This window comes from Actinoplanes sp. CA-252034 (assembly GCF_050956125.1).
In the GTDB taxonomy this organism is placed as follows: Bacteria; Actinomycetota; Actinomycetes; order Mycobacteriales; family Micromonosporaceae; genus Actinoplanes.
The window spans coordinates 5,551,655-5,572,564 of the sequence record NZ_CP191846.1 but is presented as its reverse complement, the minus strand read 5'-3'; the positions used below and the strand labels follow the sequence as shown (position 1 = coordinate 5,572,564).

Genomic DNA, 20,910 nt, shown 5'->3' with positions numbered 1-20,910 from the left:
GGTCAGTCCAGTAGCTCGGCCTCGGCGGCTTCTCCCGGTTCCTGGACCAGTAGCAGCCGGGTCACCGGATCACCGCCGATGGACGCCGCGATCCGGTACAGGCCGGGCCGAGCCAGGGTGACCCGCCCCGAAAGGCGCCGCGGGTCGCCCGGCGTGGGGTCCAGGTAGACGGTGTGCAGCACCCGGTCGGCCTGGCCCGGATCCTCGATCACGCAGGACACTCGAGTGGAGTCGATCCTGTCCCGCGCCGGGTCCTGCTCACTGACCTCGATGGACAGCGGCTCGCCCCTCACCGCGACCGCGGGCGCCTCCAGGCGGGGCCGGCCGACGCCGAGCCCCGTACCGCGGTTACGCCCGCCAGTGGCGACCAGGTGGGTGACCAGATCGCGGATCGTCGCGGCGGCCGGCAGCGCCCCGTGCTGCTGGGCGAACGCGGTCGTCTCGGCGCCGACCGGTGAGGCCGCCTCGGTGAAGACGGTCGCGTCGCCGCCGTAGTCGACGCGCAGTAATTCACCCGTGTGCTCGTTGCGCATCAGCTCGTCGTCGCCGTGCCGGCGATAGCCGAACGGGTGCAGGGTCACCGTGCCCGCGTCCAGCGTCACCGAGGTCGGGGTGGCCTGTCCGATCCCGACCACCGCCCGGTGGCCGGGCAGCGGCAGCGACACACGACCGGCAGCGGCGGTCAGCGCCTCGCCGGCCAGCTCCGCGTCACCGCCGAGCATGGCGATGTCGGCTGGATGCAGAGCACGCACGTCGTCACCTTCGCGCACGCAACGGTAGCCGGGCAGCAGGTCGTGCACGCCGGGCATGGTCCGGGCTGCCTGACGCAGCCGGGCCGGGGCAAGCGGCAGAGGCGCACCGGTACCGGTGGCGAGTAGTTGGAGAGCCAGCACCGACCCATGGAACGGCGTGCCGAGGGTGATCACCAAACGCACCTCGTCGAGCGCGCCCGGCACCGCGGCCAGCGACTGGATCAGCAGGCCACCCATCGAGTGCGCGACCAGCACCAGCCTGGCCGGGCTGCCGTCCGGGTGCATCCGCCGGGCCCGCTCATGGTCGTCGGTCGCCTGCCACTCGCCGAGGAACCGGTGCATCGCCTCAGCCAGCAGTGTCGCGTTGTACGCCACGCTGAGCCGCCAGTCGTAGGCGAACTCGCGGACCGCCGCCGGATGCGCCACCCGCCGCAGGTCGCGCACGAGCGGTCCGTAGGGCTCAAGGCCACCGAAGACAGCGCCGAGGTGCGGCACACCGATCAGGCCGGCGACCTCGACCCGCCCGGTCTTGCCGGCCCGCTCCTCGTCGGTGACGGCGAGCGCGGCCATCAGCTCACGGTCGCGCCAGCGGACGGCGTAGCCGGCGGCTCGCGGCACGGCCCAGATCTCTCTGCCGAGGTCACGGTCGCGCAGCTCGCTGCCCATGATGCCGGGTATGACCACGATCGCATCGTGTGACCGCACGTCCAGTACCGCAGTCTCACCAGGGAGCATCGGCGACATGGCTGTAAGTTACACGGCATCCGTCCGGCCCCCCGGCATCTTCGATGATCGTGGACGAACGATTGACACGTACCGGTTCGTTCGTTCGTGGGAACTCCACCTATGTCCGAAGGTGTCGATCCGATCCTCGGGTGCTGATGTGGCCCCTGCGACACCCGCCGCGACCCGTTCGCTCGTGTCGCCGCACCATGTACATCTGCCGGCCGTGGACTATGGCACGGAGATCCACTTTGGTAGCCGCCGATGGAGTGCGGTGTCCAATTCGGGCGGGCACCCCGACATCGTGCCGGCCGGTCAGCCCGCGTACAGCAGGAGCAAGCCGGTGACGGTGTAGACGACCATGAGCAGCAGCAGCGGGACCTGTCCGGCGACCGCCCGCGCGCGAGGGAACAGGTACAGGGCACGGTCGTGGGCGAGGACCGTACCGAGTAGGTGGCCGATGACGATCACCGTGATCTGCATCAGCGCGACACCGGTCGGGGTGATCCAGCCGGACCGGATCTCGAGGTCCCGGGTGCCGAGCCAGTCGGAGCCGGTGCCGAGGGGATCGGAGGCGAGCGCGACGGTGCGCTGACCCTCCAGGACCAGCAGCGAGTAGTAGTGGGCGATGATGTACCCGACCGCGATCGGCACGATCGAGTGCGCCAGCCGGCCGGGCACCGCCGTGGCGTCGGTCCCTGCCCGGCGCCCGGCCAGAGTGGTCGCACCGCGGTAGGCGGCGCCCACCACGGCGATCACCGCGACCAGGCCCAGGGTGCCGGTGACCGGCGCGGGCAGGCCGTTCTCCTGGACGAAGCGCAGCCAGAACGGCGCATTGGAGAGGCTGTCGAACATCGTCGAGCCGAGCAGCACGATCACGAACGGCACCAGGCCGGGCGCGGCCGTGACGCCGGCGATGCCGTCGAGGGGATTGCGCCAGACCAGGACACCGTCCGCACGGCGGCCGAGGAACGCGAGCCGGCCGACGAGAGTGCTGTAGACCTCGAACGGGTCGCCGCGCTCGAACCAGCCCGACCCGTACAGCACGGCACCGACGGCCATGGCGAGCAGGTACACGGAGAGCCAGGCGATGATGACCGGCAGCGTGGCCCGTTCGGGTGCGACCAGCTCCAGCCACACGAACGCGAACAGGCCGGCCGCCGCGGGCCGCAGCCCCATCCGCGCCGGGATCGGCCGTAGCCCGGCGGTGGGGTCGCGGCGCAGGGCCAGGGCGGCGAGCCGGTGCAGGGTGCGCAGCGGGTTCAGGGCCCGCCAGACCGGGCCGAGCAGCAGCGACGCCGGGACGATTCCGACCCACAGCAGGACGTAGAAGGCGCCGAAGGTCGGATTGTCGGCGGTGTCGGGCCCGGCGAGTACACCGATACCGAAGTAGCCGAACAGAACGAGACCGAACAGCCGCACCGTCCATCGCCACGCCGGCGCGTCGGCCCAGGCCCGCAGCCATCCCGGCACGGGCCGCCCCGTGGTGCCGTCACGGTCCAGCCGGGGCCGGCGCCACAGGGCGCCGAGCACGGTGAAGGAGATGACCAGGGCGAGCACGGCGCCGATGATCAGCGCGGTCAGCGTGATGGGGAGGTCCTGCCGCCCGCCCACGCCGTGCGCGAGCAGGTACGCCGCATCCATCGATCAGCGCACCACGAGCTGGAAGAGCACCAGGTGGCTCCCGTGGGTCTCCACCTCGTAAAGGCCGGTGCGGTCAGCGCGGAAATCGATCGAAGCCGGCTGCCCGGCCGGCAGGGCGGTCTGGAGGTCGTAGCCGTGCACGTGCAGGTCGTCGGCCACGTCCGAGGTCACGGTGATCCGGACGGTCGCGCCCTGGCGGACCTCGATCCGGCTGGTCGGTGGCGTCACCTTGTTGTCGACCACCGTCGCCACGATCTCCTCGTCGACCACGGCGGTGGCAGCCGCCGAGCCGGCCGCATCCGGCAGGTTCGGGGCGGTGGCAGGGTCGTCGCCGCCGCAACCGGTGACGGCGAGCAGGACGGCGACGGCCGGCATCAACCAGCGGGCACGAGGGCTTCGCAACGACGGACTCCGTACGGCAGCGGGCGGGTGTTGAATCTGATCGTCAGGAAACCGAACTTTAATCTTGTAGAGCCTCAAGGGAAAGACCATCATGAGTCGATGCGATTGATGGCGGTCACTGCGAACCAGTGGTGGAGCCGGACGGCGGTCATCGTCGTACTCGCCGCGATCGGCCTCACCTTCCCCGCCACGCCGGCCCACGCGCACGGTCAGCTCGCGCTCTCGAAGCCACTGGCGAACACCATCGTCAACGACCCGCTGCAGAGCGTCGAGCTCTACTTCACCGAGCGGCCCGCTCCGCACGCCTACTTCGCGATCACCGCGCCCGGTGGTGGCCGGGTCGACAACGGCTGGAGCGGTGGGCAGCCCCTCCGGCTGGACAAGCCGGTGCAGGAGTTCTTCCGCATCGAGGGCAAGTGGGAGCCGCGGCTCTACCACACCGGCTTCCCCGCTGTGGTGCCTGTCGCGCACTGGCCGGTTCAGGGCGACTATGTCGCCAGCTACCTGTCCGTGGCCTCGGACGGCGAGACGGTCAAGGGCAGCGTCAAGTTCCACTACAACGGCCCCACCACGCGGGCCCCCGCCGGTTGGGTCCCACCGACGAACGAACCCGATCCGGCCCTGACGACGCAGACCGACCACGGCGACACGCCCGGCCCCGGCGGCGCCGCGACCGCATCCGCGCCCGTCACCGGCACCGGCACTTCGGAAGGCGCCACGGCTGCCGCGCCACCACCGCCGCAGCAGGACGGCATCGCGGTGTGGCTGCTCCCCGCCGGGCTCGTCGTGGTGACGGCGCTGATCATCGGGCACGCCGCCCGCAGGCCGCCCCCGCCGACGAAGCCGGCCCAGCGGCGCCGGAGCAAACCGCGCGCCGCGTAGCCGACCGCTGATGCGGCCGGTCCGGGGAGCCCGCCGACAACTCGACCGCGCCGACTGTCGACTGGGTCGCCATTGTCGACCGACACGCGAACTTCAGACCGCGACGGTCAGCACCGCGGACAGGGGGATACCGCACTCCCTTCGGCAATGACATCGCATGCCGAGGGGCCGCCGCCTTTGTCGTGATGCCATGACAGCGGCCCCCTGGAGGGTGGTGGTGTGTGTCAACTCCCGGTCGGGTACGGCTTGGCAGCCGCTGTCCCCAGGGTCATGAAGGCGGGCAGGTTGCGACTCCAGAAAGACGCCATGCAGCTGTACGCGGGGAAGAACCCACTGCACGAGGAACTGTTGGGGCCGACCTCGATCGTGTATCCGGGCACACCCAGCGTGCCGTAGATCCAGTCGTCGGTGGCGCCCGGCGCGAAGTAGTTCAGACCGCCGTCGCCGTGCACGACCGTGTACCTGTTGGACTTGGCCATGTTCGTGGCGATCGTCTTGAGGTCGGTGTCGTTCGGCGCGAGCGAGTTCGTCCAGCCGTAGGGGTAGATGTTCAACTCGGCGTAACTGTGCAGCGTGAGGAAGGTGCCGGTGGTGGCGGTCGTCGCCGCCGAGAAGTCGGCGGCCGGCTTGGTGTCGCGGTAGATGCTCGCCAGGAAGCCTTGAATGGCCCGGGTCTCCGGCTCGCTCGCGGTACTCGCACCGGGATAGGTCTGGGTGCACTTGGTGCCCTGGTTGACGTCCCAGTGGTAACTCGAGTTCCGGTTGAGGTCGACTCCGAGCCCGGTGCCGGAGCACCCGTTGTCGTGGGCGTTCTTGCGTTGGGAGACGGGCCGCGTCGAGTTCGACGAGACGATGTCGACGCCGTCCGGGTTGGCGATCGGGATGACCCACAGCTCGGTCGTGTCCATGAGCGTCGTCACGGCACCGACCTTGCCGTAGTTGGCCACCAGGTAGTCGATCCACATGTACGCGAGCTCACCGGTGGCCAGTTCGCGCGCGTGCATCTGCGCCATCAGCGTGAACTTCGGTTTCGAGCCGGTGGTGCTCAGCGCGCAGTCACCGGTGGCGATCTTCGTGATGCACAGGGCCTGGATGTCGTGACCGCCCCTGTTCTGGGTCTTCAGCCATGACTGGCCGATGGTCTTCAGGGCCGCCAGCTCCGGGTGGGCCGCCACGACCTGCTGGTTGTGGGTCTCGTGCGCGGCCGCGGTGTGATAGCCGCCGTAGTAGGTGCCGGCAGCGGCCTGCACTGACACCGGTGCCGGCTGGTAGAGCGGTCCGGCGTACCGCACGCTCAGGCCGTCGCGCCGTAGCCGCTGGGCTTGAGCCGCGGTCGCCAGGATCGGCGCCCCGTCTCGCGACAGTCCTTCCATGACGTCGTAGCCGCGCTTGCTGAGGTCGTCGGCCAGCTCACCCACGGCGGTGGTGGGCGAGCCCACCACCCAGTAGCCCGGTTCGCTGGTGTCCGGGCCGGCCGCGGTCGCGCTGCCGGGCATCATGAGCCCCGCAGAGATCAGCAGGAGCATCGTGGTCGTCACTGCGGCCGGCAGCCGGCGCGCCCGTGATCGCCGGGAATACGGGAACCTGGTCATCGGCACCTCGGTCGTGGGATGGCCGGTGTCACCGTGCACCGACCGCTACCGATTTACGTTCATCGATGCACTCGTGGCCGTCAACATGCCGATGCGGTCATATCTGCCGACGCCTGGCTGCGTGCGCCCGCTCACCGACGGTCATTCTTTGCCCAATGATGTGGCATCCAAGATCAAACCGATTAGCATGCGTCCCCGTGACCACACCGGAAGACATCCTCGCCACCACCGCCTGGGGGGATCTGGAAGACGCCTACGGCTCCGCGGTAGACCTGCCCGGCCTGTTGCAGCCGCTCCTCAACGGGGAGACGGCCGGCTTCGCCGCGGCCATGCACACCCTGACCTGGAACCTGACCCACCAGGGCAACCTCTACTCGGCCACGCTGCCGGCCGCGCGGTACGTCGTCGCCGTCCTGACCGATCCGCGCACCAAGGCGGGCAAGGCGGCCATGCTGAGCTGGCTGAATGTGCTCGCCGGCAGCGCCGTCGAGTTCGAGGAGTTCGACAACGAGCCGGACGCCGACGCCGTCCGCGAGGCGATCCCGTCCCTCTATCCGGCGGTCGCCGCCAACTTCGAGCACACCAACCCGGTGGTACGAGTGGCCGCCCGCCGCGCCGCCCTCACCATGCTCGACCGCCCCGGCCTGGAGCACGAGCGCGCCGCAGCGGCCCCGCACCTGCTCGCCGAGCCCGAACTGCTGACCGACTCCGAACGGGGCGTGGTCCGCGCCGCCGTCGCCGGGTGGGAGGCCTGAGCCAGGGCCGCGCGGTGGGCGTCCCGCACCTCAGCCCCTGGTGGCGGAGTCCTGGTTGAACGAGGCCGGATCGCCGTCGCGGAGGAGGTCCCGCATCGCCGCCCGGCGCACCTTGCCGCTGGTGGTCCGGAGCACAGTGCCGGGCCGGAGAAGCGCCACCATGCCGACACCGACCCCGAACTCCCGGCCGTGCGGCGGATGTCGGCTGCCAGGATCCGCAGCCCTTCCCCGGGCGTTCCGGCGACCTCGTGGGTGTGACCACCGCCGATTCATCGGTCCCGCCAGCGGTGTCCACCAGCACCCGAACGGCGCTGTTGCGTTGAAGGAACACGTCGACGACCGGTGGGCCGCTCGGAACTCGCTGCGCGATGCCGCCTCTCGGGATGCGAGTCGGCAGCAGGATCAGCGGCGGCTCGACCTGTGGTGGCCGGGCCGCGGAATCAGGCGGTTGGGCACGGAAGCGAAGGGTTACGGCGGCCTGGCAAACAGCGGGTCATCGATGGATTGCTGTATCAACTGGGTTATGCCGGAGACCTGCCGTTCCTGGCGGATTCAAGTGATCTGCTCAATCACCTACGGCACCGTCGTCTGCGGTGCGGACACGCCCGACGTGGAATCGATTGACCCGGTAAAACAGGTAACCGCACCACAGTCATCACTCGAATGGGCGACTCTGGTGGGATTTAACGTGTCCGAGGCCCAACACCCGGCCTGCGCACACGGTGATCACGTCCATGGAGTTCCCACTCTCCTAAACTGGGATGACTTTTGTCAAAGTCGCGGAACCGGCCTAGGGCCGGGTCTTCCCGATATTTCCTACCTCCAATACGTGCCATGATCAAATAGCGGCTTTCGTCGCGGGCGACCCGACGATCGGTGGGGCCGAAGGAATTGGATGTGCCCGGACGTGCGAAGCACAATGAAATTTCGGCGAAACCCTGACTAAAAAGCGCGAAAACTACAGATCTGTGCATTGCCCGGATTGCTCAGCGTCCGCAGGAGCATCTTGCCGGAAGGCAAACGGCTCGATTCGGGTGGCTAACCACATGGCTCACGTTAACGCGTACCAGAGTTCTTGAACCTCAACTCCGCCTTGAGGAAGTCGTTGGTGCCCATGACGTACTCGATGTCGTAGACCGCCTGCTTCGGGTAGTCCTCGTGCATCTCGTCGGGGAAGAGCACGTCCTCGGTGCTGTCGAGCAGGTTCACCTTCTCCACGAACCCACCCGGTGGACGAAGTTGGAGCCCCTGTAGTCGAAGACCTTCATCTCCGGCTACTCCTGGATCAGAAGGCCTGGCAGGACGGTCCTCCGACCAGCATGTCAGTCCAAACAACGTCATCTCCACCAAGCCACCTTCGGCACGGATCGAGTTGAGGTCCCACTTGCGGGAGTCACGCAGCTTCCGATTCGGGAAGAGCGGGCTGGCCGTCGGACGACGCCTTCGTCCTGGACCTGCTCGTACGAGGCTTCGGAAGTTGCCGCGGCGGGGGCTCATCTTCCGCGGGCGTGTCGGTCGGCTCAGTCCCACGTCGCCACAGGCTCGGCGTCAGCAGCCGCGTCATAGCGCGAGCGTGACTCCTCTCCTGCTCAGTCCTCCCAGGCTGCATGGACCAGGCGGCCACCTTCCACAGGATCCCGCAGCGGACGAGCGCAGCCAGGCCTGTCACGCTGGCCCCGCTTACCACCGTCAGCACCACACCCAGAGTGCTCAGATCACTCACCTCCTCTCAACGCCCAAAACATGGAAGCACGCCGTCCCGACAGAACGGGGTTCTCGGCAAGCAGTTCAGCTCGATCGTCACGGCCGCCGCAGGAAGGCGATCTTCCCACCGCCGCATCCCGTGAACAGATCGATCAAGTGGCGCCGCTGCTCACTCCGGTTACGATAGCCAGCGCGCTATCTCTAGCGAGTTGGCCGCGCCGTTGTATCAGAGGTCGAACAGGCCGTCGACGCTCGGCATCCGTACCACCGGCTGTCCGGTAGAAGACGGACTCGTCCCTCAGCGCGATAACGGTGCCAGAGCTGCTTTGGTAAGAACTCAAGCCCTAGTATTCAATAGACTGTCGTTGCTGTGGCGTCTAAAGGTGCGGAGCCGGATTAGACCACCGGCTCCCACTTCAAATTAAACGGCGAGGATGGGCACGGCGATTTGAGGCACCAATGAAATTTTGAGCACCACTGCCGAAGGCGCACCCTCCGGCATCAGCAACACACTGATAGAGGAAATGCGCTTGAGTTTCAAATCTCGCGGACTTCTCATCTACCCTGAGCAAGCCGGATAACTTGATAGTCCGGACCGAGCAGATAGCGAAAGCTAATGGCTGCGGGCGTGACGCGATCCAGTCAGCCCTACGCGAGATCGTGGCGGACTGCTATCTGGTCAGAACCAAGACTGGAAATGATCTTTGCACCATTCTCAACAACCGTCGCAGCCATCCCTGTGTCGCTTCAAAGCCATTAATGCGGGTGGATATTGAATCGAACGCAGGCCGGTGCGTGACCGCGCATTTAGTTCTGACCTCGCAACCCGTAGCAATCTTAAGGGGAACCTTCTATGGTGTACAGATGCGGAACTCGATCCCGACGACCTACCGCGAGGCTCTTCGACTCCTAGGCGGCTATGAGCCAGCGCTGATCCAACGGCTAGACAGCATGCTCGGAGGCGCGATCCTTGGTGCCGGCGCCTTCTCGGCCGTCACGGCTTTCGGCGGGGGAACAGCCTTACCGATAGCTTTGCTGATTTGGGGCTGGATCGACCAGAAGAATGAAGCCACAAAGTTGCTCCGACAATTAGTTACGAGGCTCTCCCGGCACATAAATAATACGTCTGGCTACAGTAGGCGGCAGCTTATCGTGGCAGCTCATACTGCGATAGTCGCGGAAGCGTACTTCTCGGCGTTGAGCGACCATCTCGGGAAGACGCAATATAAGGCACTAGAACTGACAGAGGCGGAGAAGAGCCGTCTGATTAAAGGTGTCGATATCTTCCACCCGGCCGACTATCTGGGAGTGGTTATCTATGACACTGCTGTGCCAACTCCTTCGGCGGCTCGAGGATACGAAGAAAATGTCGAACACGTTGCTAGATGGTTGTCCGCCTTATCTGCCCGTGCTAATGAGTTTTTCACCGGACTCGAGAACTGGCGGAGTCGCTCTCAAGAATTCTCTGATTGTGTGATAGAGGAATCGGTTAATGGCTACCGTGAGCGATTCACTGATCTCGCACGGGACGTTCCGGAATTCTGGATATGGTCCACTCTCGATGAGCATGCAGCTACTCGAGCCCTGATCCGATCTTCCAATGTAGAGCTTTTACGCATTGTCGATCGGCAAGGCGCGGCTCTCGGCCAACTTGAGCACCTGCTTGCGGCAATGCAGGGCAAAGAACTAGACACAGGATTGTGGAGACTTCGGGAAATTATTTCGCGGGCTAACCGTACGGTCCTCTCCGAATCGATTGTCCCGACTGGAATCGCTCCTGGTGTCGATGGTTTGACGTTCCCTCTCACTGATTCCATCTATCTTGATCCCAGATTCAAGGTTTGCCGATCTGGTGGTTCATCACGGATAGCGGACGAACAGTGGTGGGATACGCTTGACTCTAGTGAGAATCTTGGTCTTTTCCTCGCTGGTTTCCTGAGTTCGCCGGAAGCATCTAGCAAGCCTCTTGTAGTGCTTGGTCATCCGGGTGCCGGCAAGTCTCTACTTACTAAATTGACTGCGGCGCGACTAAGTTCGAGTGACTATACCGCAGTACGTGTCCCGCTTAGAAGCGTTCATTCTGGCGCCCCGCTATATGAGCAGTTACAGCAAGCTCTTGACCTTCAAACAAGTGGGAGGGTTCGATGGAGTGAGCTCGCTGAGGAAGCGCGAGACGCGATTCGTGTGGTTTTTCTTGATGGCCTCGATGAGCTGATTCAGGCCGCACCAGGAACTCAGTACAGCTTCTTTCGGTCGGTCTCGGAATTTCAGCGCATGGAGGAGAGCCAAGGCCTTCCTGTGATCGTCATCGTGACATCCAGGACGGTCGTTATGGATCAAATCGATGTTCCACCTGATACTCCTATCGTCAAACTTGAACCATTCGACGAAGCACAAATTGTAACTTGGCTGGCTGAGTGGCGTAGGGCCAACTCCTTGGCGATAGCGTCAGGTCGGATCGGGTGTCTAGAGGATCGCGTTGCACTCGACAACTTCGACCTTTCGAGGCAGCCGCTGTTGCTGACAATGCTGGCGATCTACTCTGCCGACCCGTCCGCGCCGCCCTTGGCTGCCTCGCTGTCAACCGCGACCCTATATCGACGGCTGTTGGATAGTTTCGCCGCGCGCGAAGTCTTGAAGCTTCGTCCGAATCTGGGGCCAATCGAGCTAGAAGCAGCGATGGACGACAAGCGATGGAACCTTACCGTCGCGGCGTTCGCGATGTTCAACCGAGGTCGCCAATATGTTGCTGACTATCAACTTGGCGAAGACCTGCGAGCACTGGAAGGCAGCGACAGGACAGAACATCGTCGTGACGCGGACGTGGGGCGCGATATCGCGGCGCAGTTCTTCTTTGTTCACTCGGCTGAAGCTCGAATTCCTGGCCAGGAGGAGGCGGCGAAATGTTACGAATTTCTGCACGCGACCTTCGGGGAGTTCCTCGTAGCGGACGAATCGGTTGCGCTCCTACGGCAAGCTGCCGATGGTTACTTTGCGCGACGAAGGAGCGCTGGTGAGCCGGATGACGCTATGCTCTTTGCGCTTCTGTCGTGGCAGCCACTGATAAGTAGGTCGGCCAGTGCGGGTCTATTAGAACAAATATGCCGTGAGCTCACGGAAGAGGAGCAAGGTCGTATCTTGACCTTTCTCGGTATTCTGATTAGTCGTTGCAGGGGAAGGAAAGTTCTAGATAGGTTCAGTCCCTATAGGCCCATCAGTGTAGACAATATTCGGTCTGTTGCAGTTTATTCACTCAACCTCCTGACGATACGTATCGCCGCTGGTGGCGGCAAGGCGCGGCCAAAAGATATATGGCTGGAGGGTGAAGATTGCATAGAACGTTGGCGCTCCCTAGTCCAGTTATGGAACGCCGGCCTCGATGCGGGATCGTGGCAGACAGTGCTGAAGAGCATCGAATTCGCTGACGGCGTGATCCGGTGGATGCATCGCTCTCGGTCATTGCCAGCATCGCGGTTTCTTGCCGTCTCCCATGCCAGAATGCTCGGGGATACATTGGCCGAGAAGCACCTTCGGTTCGGGGTGGCATTACTGGACGATTCATACTATTCACTTGCCGGTGATGACTGGGAAAGTGTTGTGATGAGCCGTCTCAGTGCCTTGATGACCTCTCCTCGCGGTGTTAGGTCGGCAGTTTTTGAGCCGTTGCCATCACCGCCAACAGAGGTAGAATCCGAATCTCGTGGACGGGTTCAGAATGCCCTCTCGAGTGTTATTAGGTTGCGATCGATGCATATGGCTCGAGCTGTCGTAATACATTTGTTGCGGTATCAGTTCGACTCAGAGTGTTTCACCGTTGATCCCTATGCTCTTGCGGCAGCGTTGCGAACGCATCGTGGACTAGAAAAGGAGGTTCCGGAGATCGCCGATCCGGGTAATTATGCTGGTGGCGGTTGGGGGCTATGGTTCTACCTTGACTCCTTCTCTAGGAATCGTTTGGCTAGTGAGCTCTGTGAAGCTCTTGCGCCGGGAATCCCTGGGCTTCCGAGTCAATCGTCGCTCAATCGCGACGAGGTTCGTGTAATTATTCGACAGATAATCCGGAGTCAGCAGGAATCCGGCCTGACTTTCGGTGATGCATTCTCCGGCTGGTCGTCGGTCGGAGAGACGGATAATTGGTACACCGCGACGTATGAGGGTGATAATCACTCGTTCGGCTTTTCGTAGCTCACCCGCTTAGCCGAGCATCACCTCGACGCGACTCGTGCGGCGCTTCGGTCGGTCCTTGACCTGAAGTGGTCGCCGAGTTCTTCGACATCGGGCTGTCACGCGCGCTGCCGTGGAAACGGCGGCCGGAAGCGACCCGGCTGCTGGACGCGATCAAGAGTGCCGCCCGTGACTTCGAGGCTGTGGTCATCGGTGAGCCGCAGCGTGCGTTCTACGGCAGCCAGTTCGGCATGACGTTCCCGGTCTTCGTGCACTACGGCGTCGGCCTGTGGGTGCCTGAGGTCGGCGGCGCCATCGACCCCGGTTCCGACGCTCACGACCTTGTCATGGCCCTCTACGGCGGCATGAGCAAGGGCGAACGCAACCGCATCAAGATCCGGGTCCACTCCGCGATGAAGGCCCAAACCGAGCTGGAGGGCCGCTACCTCGGCGGACGCCCGCCCTACGGCTACCGCCTCACCGACGCCGGCCCGCACCCCAACCCCGGCAAAGCCGCCGAGGGCAAGCGCCTGCACCAACTCGACCCCGACCCGGTAACCGCACCGATCGTCAAACGGATCTTCGCTGAATACACCGCCGGACGCGGTATGACCTCGATCGCCCGTGGCCTCACGCAGGACAGCATCCCGTGTCCGTCGGCTTACGACCGGGCACGCAACCCGCACCGCAAGACCCAGGTCTGGGAGACCACCGCCGTCCGCGCCGTCTTGCAGAACCCCGCTACACCGGCCACCAGGTCTGGAACCGGGCACGCACCGACGAGGTCCTGATTGACGTTGACGACGTCGCGCTCGGCCACGAGAACCGGCACCGGTGGAACGACCCCAGCAAGTGGGTTTGGTCGCGCACCCCGTCACACGAACCACTGATCAGTACCGATCTCTACGAACAGGCCCAGCGCACCATCAAGAAGCGCGGCACCAACGGTGACGCCGGCAAAGCACCCCGCCATACCGGACACCCTTACCTGTTCCGGGGCCTGATCACCTGTGCGTTGTGCGACCGCAAGATGGTCGGCAACCCCAACCACGGACGCCTCTACTACCGCTGCACCGCGAGCCGCGATTTCGTCCGCCAACACCGGATCAGCCACCCGCCGGCCCTCTACCTACGCGAGGATCAGATCACCACGCCCATCGACCGATTCCTCCGCGAGGAACTGACCGGAACGGCGCTGACCGACAACATCCGCCGGGTGGCCGAAGCGCAGTACCGCGCCGCGCTCGCCGCCCACGACACCGCCGGTGAGATCGACCGACTGCGCCAGGACATCGCGGACGCGGACTCCAAAATCAGCCGCTACCGCGCGACCCTCGACGCCGGTGGTGACCCGGAACTGATCGCCGACTGGATCCGTGAGACCACGGCGATCAAGAAGGCCGCACAGTCACGCCTCGGCCTCACCGAGGCACCGCCCCAACGAATGACAGCCCATCAGATCGACACCATCGCCGAAGCGTTCAACGATCTGTTCCGGCTGCTGCGCGATGCGGACCCCCGCGACAAGGCCGAGCTGTACAGCCGCATCGGCCTGCGGATGACCTACAAACCGGGGCTAGAAACACTGATCGCCGAGGTTTCCACCCCGGCGAGTTCTCGTGTCTTTGATTGGTGTCCGAGGGGGGACTTGAACCCCCACGCCCGATAAAGGGCACTAGCACCTCAAGCTAGCGCGTCTGCCATTCCGCCACCCGGACCTGCCTGCATAAGCTAACAAACCCTGACCGGCGGGTTTCATCGTGGGGTCAGGTCGCCGGCTCGGTGTCGCGTAGGCGCTCCAAGCCGTCGAGGATCAGGTCGAGGCCGAAGGTGATGTCGGGATCGCCCGGGTGGTGGCCCTGCGCGACCTGGCGCGTCAACTCGGCCATGTGTGGGTAGTGATCGCCGGCCAGCAGGTGCTGGTGGGCCGCGGCTGTCTCCGCGTAGTCGGCGGGCGCTATCGGGAAGGCCAGGCGGCGGAGCGTGTAGCCGTACACATAGCTGTCCATGGTGTTCCAGGCGTAATCGGCGAGTCTCCAGGAGAAGCCGGCGCCACGTAGCACGCCGAGAGTGAAATCGATGTAGCGCAGCATCGACGGCCCGGTGTTGGTGCGCGACATCAGCAGTGGTGGGGCCCATGGGTGCAGGCTGAACACGCGGAACGCCTCCACGCCGCGATGGCGCATCGCCGACTTCCAATCGTCGGGGGTCTCGGGCAGGTCGATCTCGCTGACCACCATGTCGAGGATCCCGGCCAGGACCGCTTCCTTATTGGCCACGTGTCGGTAGAGCGACATCGCCTCCACGCCGAGCTCGCGGCCCAGGTGTCGCATGGTCAGCGAATCCGTGCCGCCCGAGTCGGCCAGCGCGAGGGCGGCACGCAGCACGCGCCGGGTGCTGAGCGGCGCTCGTGAAGTTGGCATCTATTCGGCTCTCCGAGGAGTTGCGGGACCGGTCGACCATACCGCACTCTTGCTTACGACGTAAGCTTACGCAGTAAGCAGGAGGCGGGAGATCATGAGAGCACTGGTTCAGACGGGGTATGGATCGCCGGCGAGAGTCGCCCTCCAGGAGGTGCCGCGGCCCGTTCCCGGGCCGGATGACCTGCTGGTCGCGGTGCATGCGGCCGGCCTCAACGCCGCTGATCGCCTCCTTCTGCGCGGCGAGCCCTTCGCCATCCGCGCCCTGGCCGGCGGGCTGCGCAGACCACGGGCGGGGTTCGTGGTGGGGCGGGCGCTCGCCGGGCGAGTCGAGGCGGTCGGCGCCGACGTCCGTGACTTCGCGCCCGGCGACGAGGTGCTGGCCGAGTCGACCGGGGCCATCGGCGAGCTGGCCGTGGTGCCCGCCCGGCTCGCCGCGCGGAAACCGGTCGGGCTGACCTTCGCCGAGGCCGCGGCGCTACCGATCGCGGCCGCCACCGCGCTGGCCAGTGTCCGGAGTGTCTCCCGCGGCCAGCGATTTCTGGTCACCGGCGCCTCGGGCGGAGTCGGTACCTTTGCCGTGCAACTGGCCGTCGCCAAGGGTGCCACGGTCACCGGGGTCTGCTCCGAGCGCAATGCCGCGCTGGTGCGCAAGCTCGGCGCCGAGCGGATCATCGCCTACGAGAAGACCACCGCCGCCGCTCTGGGCTCGACGGGGGAGCGGTTCGACGTGATCCTCGATCTGGCCGGAAACTATCCGGTCCCGGCGCTGCGGCGAATCCTCGCGCCCGGCGGCTCGCTGTTGCTGTCAGCAGGCACCGGCGGCCGCTGGCTGGGGCCGGCCCGCCGCATGCTCAAAGCCTTGATCACCAGCGGCCGTCAGGTTCGTCCGCTCACCGTCCGCCCGAACTCCGCTGACCTCTCCGAGCTCGCCGGCATGGTCGCGACCGGCCAGATCCGCCCGGTCATCGACGACATCTACACCTTCGACGAGTCGCCGGCCGCCCTCGATCGGATCGACCGCGGCTGGGTCGCCGGCAAGATCATTGTGGCGGTCGCCGAATGACCGACACCAGCAGAGCCCTCACTCACCGCGTGCCGCCACGGACGGGTGAGCCCAAACCGCAATCCCAGCAGCGGTACGGGTGACTTCGCCTTCAACCGCACCGACCTCGTCCCGTGGCTCCCGCGCGACATGCTGCCTGCTCCCGGCCGCAACGCGACCGCCGGGGCGATGCGCCGGCGTCGATCCGTGTCGGTCGTTGGTTGTTCCGTGGCGCTGGTGGGCGGTCGGTGTCGGTCGTTGGTTGTTCCGGGCCGCCGTCAGGCGTTCCGTGCCGGATCGGTGGCCTCAGATGTCAGCCGACGGTGTAGCGAAGGCGGATCACACCGCCCGGCCAAACCTCCGAGCCGGTAAGGCTCAGGGGTAGGGGCGCGGCGCCAGCGGCCAGCAACGGGATGCCGGCGCCGAGAGCGATCGGGGCCACGAGCAACTCCAACTCGTCCACCTCGCCGGCTGCGAGCAGGGCGCGCATGACGCTGACACTGCCCCAGACGATCAGGCGGGCGCCGGTCTCGCGCTGGGCACGGACGTGGTCGACCGGGTCGGGGACCACCCGGGCCGGGGCGTGCTCACCCCATGTCGCCGCGGTCAGGGTGGTGGAGCACACCGTCTTCGGCATGGTGTTGACCTTGCGGGCCATCGGCTCGTCGTCGGCGGTCGGCCAGTAGGCGACGAACGACTCGTAGGTGCGACGGCCGAGCAGGATCTCGTCGATGCCGGCGAGCAGTGTGGTGTTGTGGGTTTCGGAGGCGGTGAAGTCCGAGACGGCGGCGAAGACGTCGGCCTCACCGTTGATGCCGGCGAGGAAGCCGTCCACGGAGATCCACTGTTGGGCGAGCAATCCGCTCACGGGAGATCACCCCAATCGACGTCAAGGCCGACGATATCGGTGATCGAGGCGACCGGCACCCGGAGCGGGGGGAACGAGCCCGAGGACGAGCAGGTGATCAGCGGTGGGTTCGTCGGGATGACCCGGAGGTGACCTCATACATCTCGTACACCACGGTGGATACGAGGTCTGCATCCCGCGCAGCGAGGCCGAACTGACCGCGTGAGCGTCGTGGCGTCTCGGGCGGGCAATCGCCGTCGGGAGTGGCCCTTGAGGGCGGACAGCGGGTCAGCGTCGGCCACGGTCTCGCGGCGGCGTCGGATCGTCGTAGTAGCCGGACGGCCCCTCGTGCAGGGCGCCGTCCGGGTACGGCCACGGGTTGGCCGTGCACCCGTGCAGCCCGAGCGTCTGCTGCTGCATCACCGGCGCGAGCCCGCCCCGGCGTGGGCACCGCTGATGGGACTCGCCGAGCCGGTGGCCGACCTCGTGATTGATCACGTACTGCTGGTAGACCGAGAGCGGCGCCCCGTAGTCGGGAACACCCTTCACCCAGCGGGCCACGTTGATCACGACGTTCGCGCCGTTGCGGCACGAGGTGTAGCCGTCCGCCCCGTCGCAGAGCGCATCCCTGGTTCCGGGGGTGCTGAGGCGGACGATGAAGTCGGCGGCCTGGCCGGGCCCGACCCGGCGGAAGCGGTACTGCTCGCCGGTGGTCCAGCTTCTCGGGTCCTCGAGTGTGGCGGCGACCTTCTCCGCGAAGGTGTCGACGGACATGCCTTCGATGCCCCGTTCGACCGCGACCCGGTACCGCATCACCAGGCCCTCGCGACCGGCAGTCGCGCCGGTCTGCCGCACTGCCTCGGACCAGGTGCCGTCGCCCTGCGCCGGATAGGTGATGCGGTCGGCACTCGTGGCCTTCGCCTGCGGCGTGGCGAGGGATACCGCCGCTTGTGGACGTGGCGGCAACTCCTTGATCATCATTCGCGGTGAGGGAACGGCCCCGCACGCCGACACGGTCGCTGCGGCAACGGCCATGATCACCCAGAGGTACGAGCGTGATCTCATGTTCGTTCTCCATTCGCAGAGGCTGTCGCCTCCCTGACGATCAAGAGCCCGCGAAGGTTGTCTCCAAGCAGTCGCACCGCCGACGATCAAGCGGCACACGGGTGATCTCAGGGCCGCCGGATTCCGCACGATCAAGCGGCTCACGGGTGGTCTCCAGATCGCCGGAACGCAGGATCAAAGGGCAGCGTGGGTGGTCACGAGGTCGTCGGAGCCCGCGCGATCGAGGCCCCGCGAAGGTTGTCGTCACCGGTCGCGGTGATTGCTGGTATCGGTGATGACGTGGTGTTCCGGCAGGTGTGGTGATGGTTGGCTGAGCCGCATGACCCGTCCCACTCATCTGCGTGCCGAACACCTCGACCGGCCACTCGGCCTGGGCGAGCCGCGACCGCGCCTGTCCTGGCGGCTACCCGCGGGGACGGCCGATCAGAAGGCCTACGAGCTGCAGGTCGACGACGACGAACCCGTCCGGGTGGAGACCGGCGACTGTGTCCTGGTGCCCTGGCCGGCTCGTCCGCTCGCCTCCGGGGAGCAACGTCGCGTGCGGGTCCGGGTGTGGACCGAGGACGGCCCGAGCGTCTGGTCGCAGGTCCTGGTCGTGGAAGCGGGCCTGCTCAGCGCCTCGGACTGGCGTGCGGACTGGGTGTCACCGGCCGCCCCGCAAGTTCGGCTTACCGGTTACGGGGCGCCGTCGACATCGACCGGCCGGTCGACCGGGCCCGCCTCCACGTCACCGCGCACGGTATCTACGAGCCGCACCTCGACGGTTCCCGGATCACCGACGACGAGCTGACTCCGGGCTACACCGAATACGCGAGCCGTACGCAGGTGGCGACCTACGACGTTACCGACCGGCTCACACCGGGCAGCCACGAACTGGGCGCCCTGCTGGCCGACGGCTGGTATCGCGGTCAGGTCGGCATGCTGCGCGCCCGTGACCAGTGGGGTGACACGACGGCCTTCCTGGCCCAACTGCACGTCTCCTACCGGGACGGCACGACCGAGATCTTCGGTACGAACGCCGACTGGCGGTGGTCGCCCTCGCACATCCTCGCCGCGGACCTGATCGAGGGCCAGATCGAGGACCGGCGGATCGCCATCGGGGAAGAGGAGAAGGTGACCGTCGTGGACCGGGGCTACGAGCACCTGGTCTGTTCCCCGGCCCCACCGGTGCGCCCGGTCGAGGAGATCCGACCCGTCGAGGTCACCGAGGTGGCCCCCGGCCGGCACGTCGTCGACCTGGGACAGAACATCAACGGCCGGATCCGTCTGTCGAGCCTGGGCCCGGCCGGCACCGAGATCACCCTCACCCACGGCGAGGCCCTGGACCACGACGGCGACGTGACGGTGGAGCACCTACGCCCCGACGTGCCGTTCCTGCCGGGCCCGCTGAGTGCCGGCCAGGTCGACCGGGTCATCTCCGCCGGTACTCCCGGTGACGTGTTCGACCCTAGGTTCACCACCCACGGCTTCCGCTACGTCCGCGTCGAGGGCCACCCCGGCCCCTGACCGCCGACGACGTGACCGGCGTCTTCGTCCACACCGATCTGCCCCGTCGCGGCCACTTCAGCTGCGACGACACCCGGCTGCAGTCACTGCACGACGCGGCGGTGCGCAGCCTGCGCGGCAACGTCTGCGACCTCCCCACGGACTGCCCGACCCGTGAGCGGGCCGGGTGGACCGGCGACTGGCAGCTGTACCTGCCCACCGCGACGTTCCTCTACGACGTGGCGGGCTTCACCACGAAGTGGCTGCGCGACGTGGCCGCCGGCCAGTGGCCCGACGGCACGATCGGCAACATGGCCCCGATGCCGCCGGCCGAGCGCTCCGGCCCGCTGGAACACCTGAACGGCTCCGCGGGCTGGGGCGACGCGATCATCCTGGCGCCGTGGGAGCTGTACCAGGAGTACGGCGACACGACGGTGCTCGCCGAGATGTGGCCCCACATGGTGGCCTGGCTGACCCGGGCCGAGCGGATGGCCGCAAACGGTCACCATCCCGGCCGCCGTCCCGACCCGCACCTGTGGGACACCGGCTTCCACTGGGGCGAATGGCTGGAGCCGGGCGCCGAGCCCACCGACTTCGCCGCCTTCATCGCCGCCGACAAGGCCGACGTGGCCACCGCCTATTTCGCCTGGTCGGCGCGGCACCTCGCGGAGATCGCCACGGTCCTCGGCCGCCACGACGACGCGCAGCGCTACCGCGACCTTCACGAGCGGATCGTCGCGGCCTGGCAGACCGAGTGCGGTGGCCTCCGCACACAGGCGAACCTGGTCCGCGCCCTACGGTTCGGGCTGGTCCCCGAGGATCTCGTGCAGGTGGCCGCCGACGACCTGGCCGCGCTGGTCCGTGAGGCCGGCACGCATCTGGGCACCGGCTTCCTGGCCACCCCCGACCTGCTGCCGGTCCTGGCCGAAAACGGTCACCTCGACCTGGCTTACGAGCTGCTCTTCCAGGACACCGGCCCGTCCTGGCTGACGATGATCGACCGCGGCGCGACGACGATGTGGGAGCGCTGGGACGGCATCGACGCCGACGGCAACGCCCACGAGTCGCTCAACCACTACTCCAAGGGCGCCGTGATCTCGTTCCTGCACACCCACGTCGCGGGTCTGCGCCGGCTCACCACGACGTGGCGTCGCTTCAAAGTCAAACCACAACCCCACAAATCCCTTGCAGCGGTACGGGCGGAGCACGTCACCCCGCACGGAGGAGCAGCCGTCGCCTGGCAGCGAGTCGACGGGTGGCTGGACGTGACGGTGACCGTCCCACCCGGCTGTGTCGCCGAGGTCCTGCTCCCCGACGGCTCCCGTTACGAGGCCACCCCCGGTGTGACCTCCTATCGCAGTCGACCGGCCACCTCCACCTCGCGCGAGAACGAATCCGCATGACCGGGAAGGATCATCCGAAGACGATCT

18 protein-coding genes, 1 tRNA gene and 1 pseudogene are annotated in these 20,910 nt (G+C 66.3%); 10 read left to right on the top strand and 10 right to left on the bottom strand.

The window, feature by feature from the left end; translation table 11 throughout:
- Positions 1–2 precede the first annotated feature (2 nt).
- The 3 genes from ACQPZW_RS25670 to ACQPZW_RS25660 form a co-directional block, all read right to left on the bottom strand.
- A complete protein-coding gene (locus ACQPZW_RS25670) occupies positions 3–1,436 on the bottom strand; it encodes an esterase/lipase family protein (protein WP_433788571.1) in 1,434 nt (477 codons plus the stop codon).
- A 354-nt stretch (positions 1,437–1,790) separates the two neighbouring features.
- Complete coding sequence (locus tag ACQPZW_RS25665; RefSeq protein ID WP_433788570.1) at positions 1,791–3,119, bottom strand: hypothetical protein; 1,329 nt, start codon at positions 3,117–3,119, stop codon at positions 1,791–1,793.
- A 3-nt stretch (positions 3,120–3,122) separates the two neighbouring features.
- Positions 3,123–3,521, bottom strand: a complete 399-nt coding sequence (locus ACQPZW_RS25660) for a hypothetical protein (protein ID WP_433788569.1) — start codon at positions 3,519–3,521, stop codon at positions 3,123–3,125.
- A gap of 99 nt (positions 3,522–3,620) precedes the next feature.
- On the opposite strand from ACQPZW_RS25660, the gene ACQPZW_RS25655 reads away from it, so the two are divergent.
- Positions 3,621–4,403: a copper resistance CopC family protein gene (locus ACQPZW_RS25655; protein ID WP_433788568.1), complete on the top strand. Its 783-nt coding sequence runs from the start codon at positions 3,621–3,623 to the stop codon at positions 4,401–4,403.
- 224 nt (positions 4,404–4,627) lie between these two features.
- Here the strand turns inward: ACQPZW_RS25655 and ACQPZW_RS25650 are convergent, their stop codons facing one another.
- Positions 4,628–5,995, bottom strand: coding sequence for a M14 family zinc carboxypeptidase (locus tag ACQPZW_RS25650; RefSeq protein WP_433788567.1), 1,368 nt, complete (start codon positions 5,993–5,995; stop codon positions 4,628–4,630).
- A 197-nt stretch (positions 5,996–6,192) separates the two neighbouring features.
- On the opposite strand from ACQPZW_RS25650, the gene ACQPZW_RS25645 reads away from it, so the two are divergent.
- Positions 6,193–6,750: a hypothetical protein gene (locus ACQPZW_RS25645; RefSeq protein WP_433788566.1), complete on the top strand. Its 558-nt coding sequence runs from the start codon at positions 6,193–6,195 to the stop codon at positions 6,748–6,750.
- 30 nt (positions 6,751–6,780) lie between these two features.
- On the opposite strand, the gene ACQPZW_RS25640 is transcribed toward ACQPZW_RS25645, so the two are convergent.
- Positions 6,781–6,912, bottom strand: coding sequence for a hypothetical protein (locus tag ACQPZW_RS25640; protein ID WP_433788565.1), 132 nt, complete (start codon positions 6,910–6,912; stop codon positions 6,781–6,783).
- A gap of 806 nt (positions 6,913–7,718) precedes the next feature.
- Between ACQPZW_RS25640 and ACQPZW_RS25635 the strand changes: the two genes are divergently transcribed.
- Positions 7,719–7,829 carry a zinc finger domain-containing protein gene (locus tag ACQPZW_RS25635; protein WP_433788564.1) on the top strand — a complete coding sequence of 37 codons (111 nt, stop codon included), beginning with the start codon at positions 7,719–7,721 and terminating at the stop codon, positions 7,827–7,829.
- On the opposite strand, the gene ACQPZW_RS25630 is transcribed toward ACQPZW_RS25635, so the two are convergent.
- Entirely contained in the window at positions 7,807–7,968 is a 162-nt protein-coding gene (locus ACQPZW_RS25630; RefSeq protein WP_433788563.1) for a hypothetical protein, read from the bottom strand. The genes ACQPZW_RS25635 and ACQPZW_RS25630 overlap by 23 nt on opposite strands.
- A 1,350-nt stretch (positions 7,969–9,318) precedes the next feature.
- Here ACQPZW_RS25630 and ACQPZW_RS25625 point away from each other — a divergent pair.
- The 3 genes and pseudogenes from ACQPZW_RS25625 (at position 9,319) to ACQPZW_RS25615 (ending at position 14,287) form a co-directional block, all read left to right on the top strand.
- A complete protein-coding gene (locus tag ACQPZW_RS25625) occupies positions 9,319–12,639 on the top strand; it encodes an NACHT domain-containing protein (protein ID WP_433788562.1) in 3,321 nt (1,106 codons plus the stop codon).
- 230 nt (positions 12,640–12,869) lie between these two features.
- Positions 12,870–13,495, top strand: a pseudogene (locus tag ACQPZW_RS25620) (recombinase family protein); the annotation flags it as partial.
- Positions 13,496–13,648: 153 nt separating this feature from the next.
- Positions 13,649–14,287, top strand: coding sequence for a hypothetical protein (locus tag ACQPZW_RS25615; protein ID WP_433797623.1), 639 nt, complete (start codon positions 13,649–13,651; stop codon positions 14,285–14,287).
- On the opposite strand, the gene ACQPZW_RS25610 is transcribed toward ACQPZW_RS25615, so the two are convergent.
- Together ACQPZW_RS25610 and ACQPZW_RS25605 are read right to left on the bottom strand one after the other, a co-directional pair.
- Positions 14,249–14,336: transfer RNA gene (locus ACQPZW_RS25610), tRNA-Leu, on the bottom strand. The two genes, ACQPZW_RS25615 and ACQPZW_RS25610, sit on opposite strands and share 39 nt — an antisense overlap.
- A gap of 48 nt (positions 14,337–14,384) precedes the next feature.
- On the bottom strand, positions 14,385–15,041 hold the full coding sequence (locus ACQPZW_RS25605) for a TetR/AcrR family transcriptional regulator (RefSeq protein WP_433788561.1): 657 nt from the start codon (positions 15,039–15,041) through the stop codon (positions 14,385–14,387).
- A 94-nt stretch (positions 15,042–15,135) separates the two neighbouring features.
- On the opposite strand from ACQPZW_RS25605, the gene ACQPZW_RS25600 reads away from it, so the two are divergent.
- On the top strand, positions 15,136–16,104 hold the full coding sequence (locus ACQPZW_RS25600; protein WP_433788560.1) for an NAD(P)-dependent alcohol dehydrogenase: 969 nt from the start codon (positions 15,136–15,138) through the stop codon (positions 16,102–16,104).
- Positions 16,105–16,396: 292 nt separating this feature from the next.
- Here ACQPZW_RS25600 and ACQPZW_RS25595 read toward each other — a convergent pair whose 3' ends face one another.
- Positions 16,397–16,951, bottom strand: coding sequence for a dihydrofolate reductase family protein (locus tag ACQPZW_RS25595; RefSeq protein WP_433788559.1), 555 nt, complete (start codon positions 16,949–16,951; stop codon positions 16,397–16,399).
- A gap of 267 nt (positions 16,952–17,218) precedes the next feature.
- On the bottom strand, positions 17,219–17,995 hold the full coding sequence (locus ACQPZW_RS25590) for a DUF3152 domain-containing protein (protein ID WP_433788558.1): 777 nt from the start codon (positions 17,993–17,995) through the stop codon (positions 17,219–17,221).
- 319 nt (positions 17,996–18,314) lie between these two features.
- On the opposite strand from ACQPZW_RS25590, the gene ACQPZW_RS25585 reads away from it, so the two are divergent.
- From ACQPZW_RS25585 to ACQPZW_RS25575, 3 genes are read left to right on the top strand one after another with little or no spacing between them, the layout of a single operon-like run.
- Positions 18,315–18,785 (top strand): hypothetical protein, encoded by a 471-nt coding sequence (locus ACQPZW_RS25585; protein ID WP_433797891.1) that lies wholly within the window; start codon positions 18,315–18,317, stop codon positions 18,783–18,785.
- Entirely contained in the window at positions 18,689–19,501 is an 813-nt protein-coding gene (locus ACQPZW_RS25580; protein ID WP_433797622.1) for a family 78 glycoside hydrolase catalytic domain, read from the top strand. The genes ACQPZW_RS25585 and ACQPZW_RS25580 overlap by 97 nt, the downstream gene beginning before the upstream one ends.
- A gap of 11 nt (positions 19,502–19,512) precedes the next feature.
- Positions 19,513–20,883 (top strand): alpha-L-rhamnosidase C-terminal domain-containing protein, encoded by a 1,371-nt coding sequence (locus tag ACQPZW_RS25575; protein ID WP_433788557.1) that lies wholly within the window; start codon positions 19,513–19,515, stop codon positions 20,881–20,883.
- Positions 20,884–20,910: the final 27 nt, after the last annotated feature.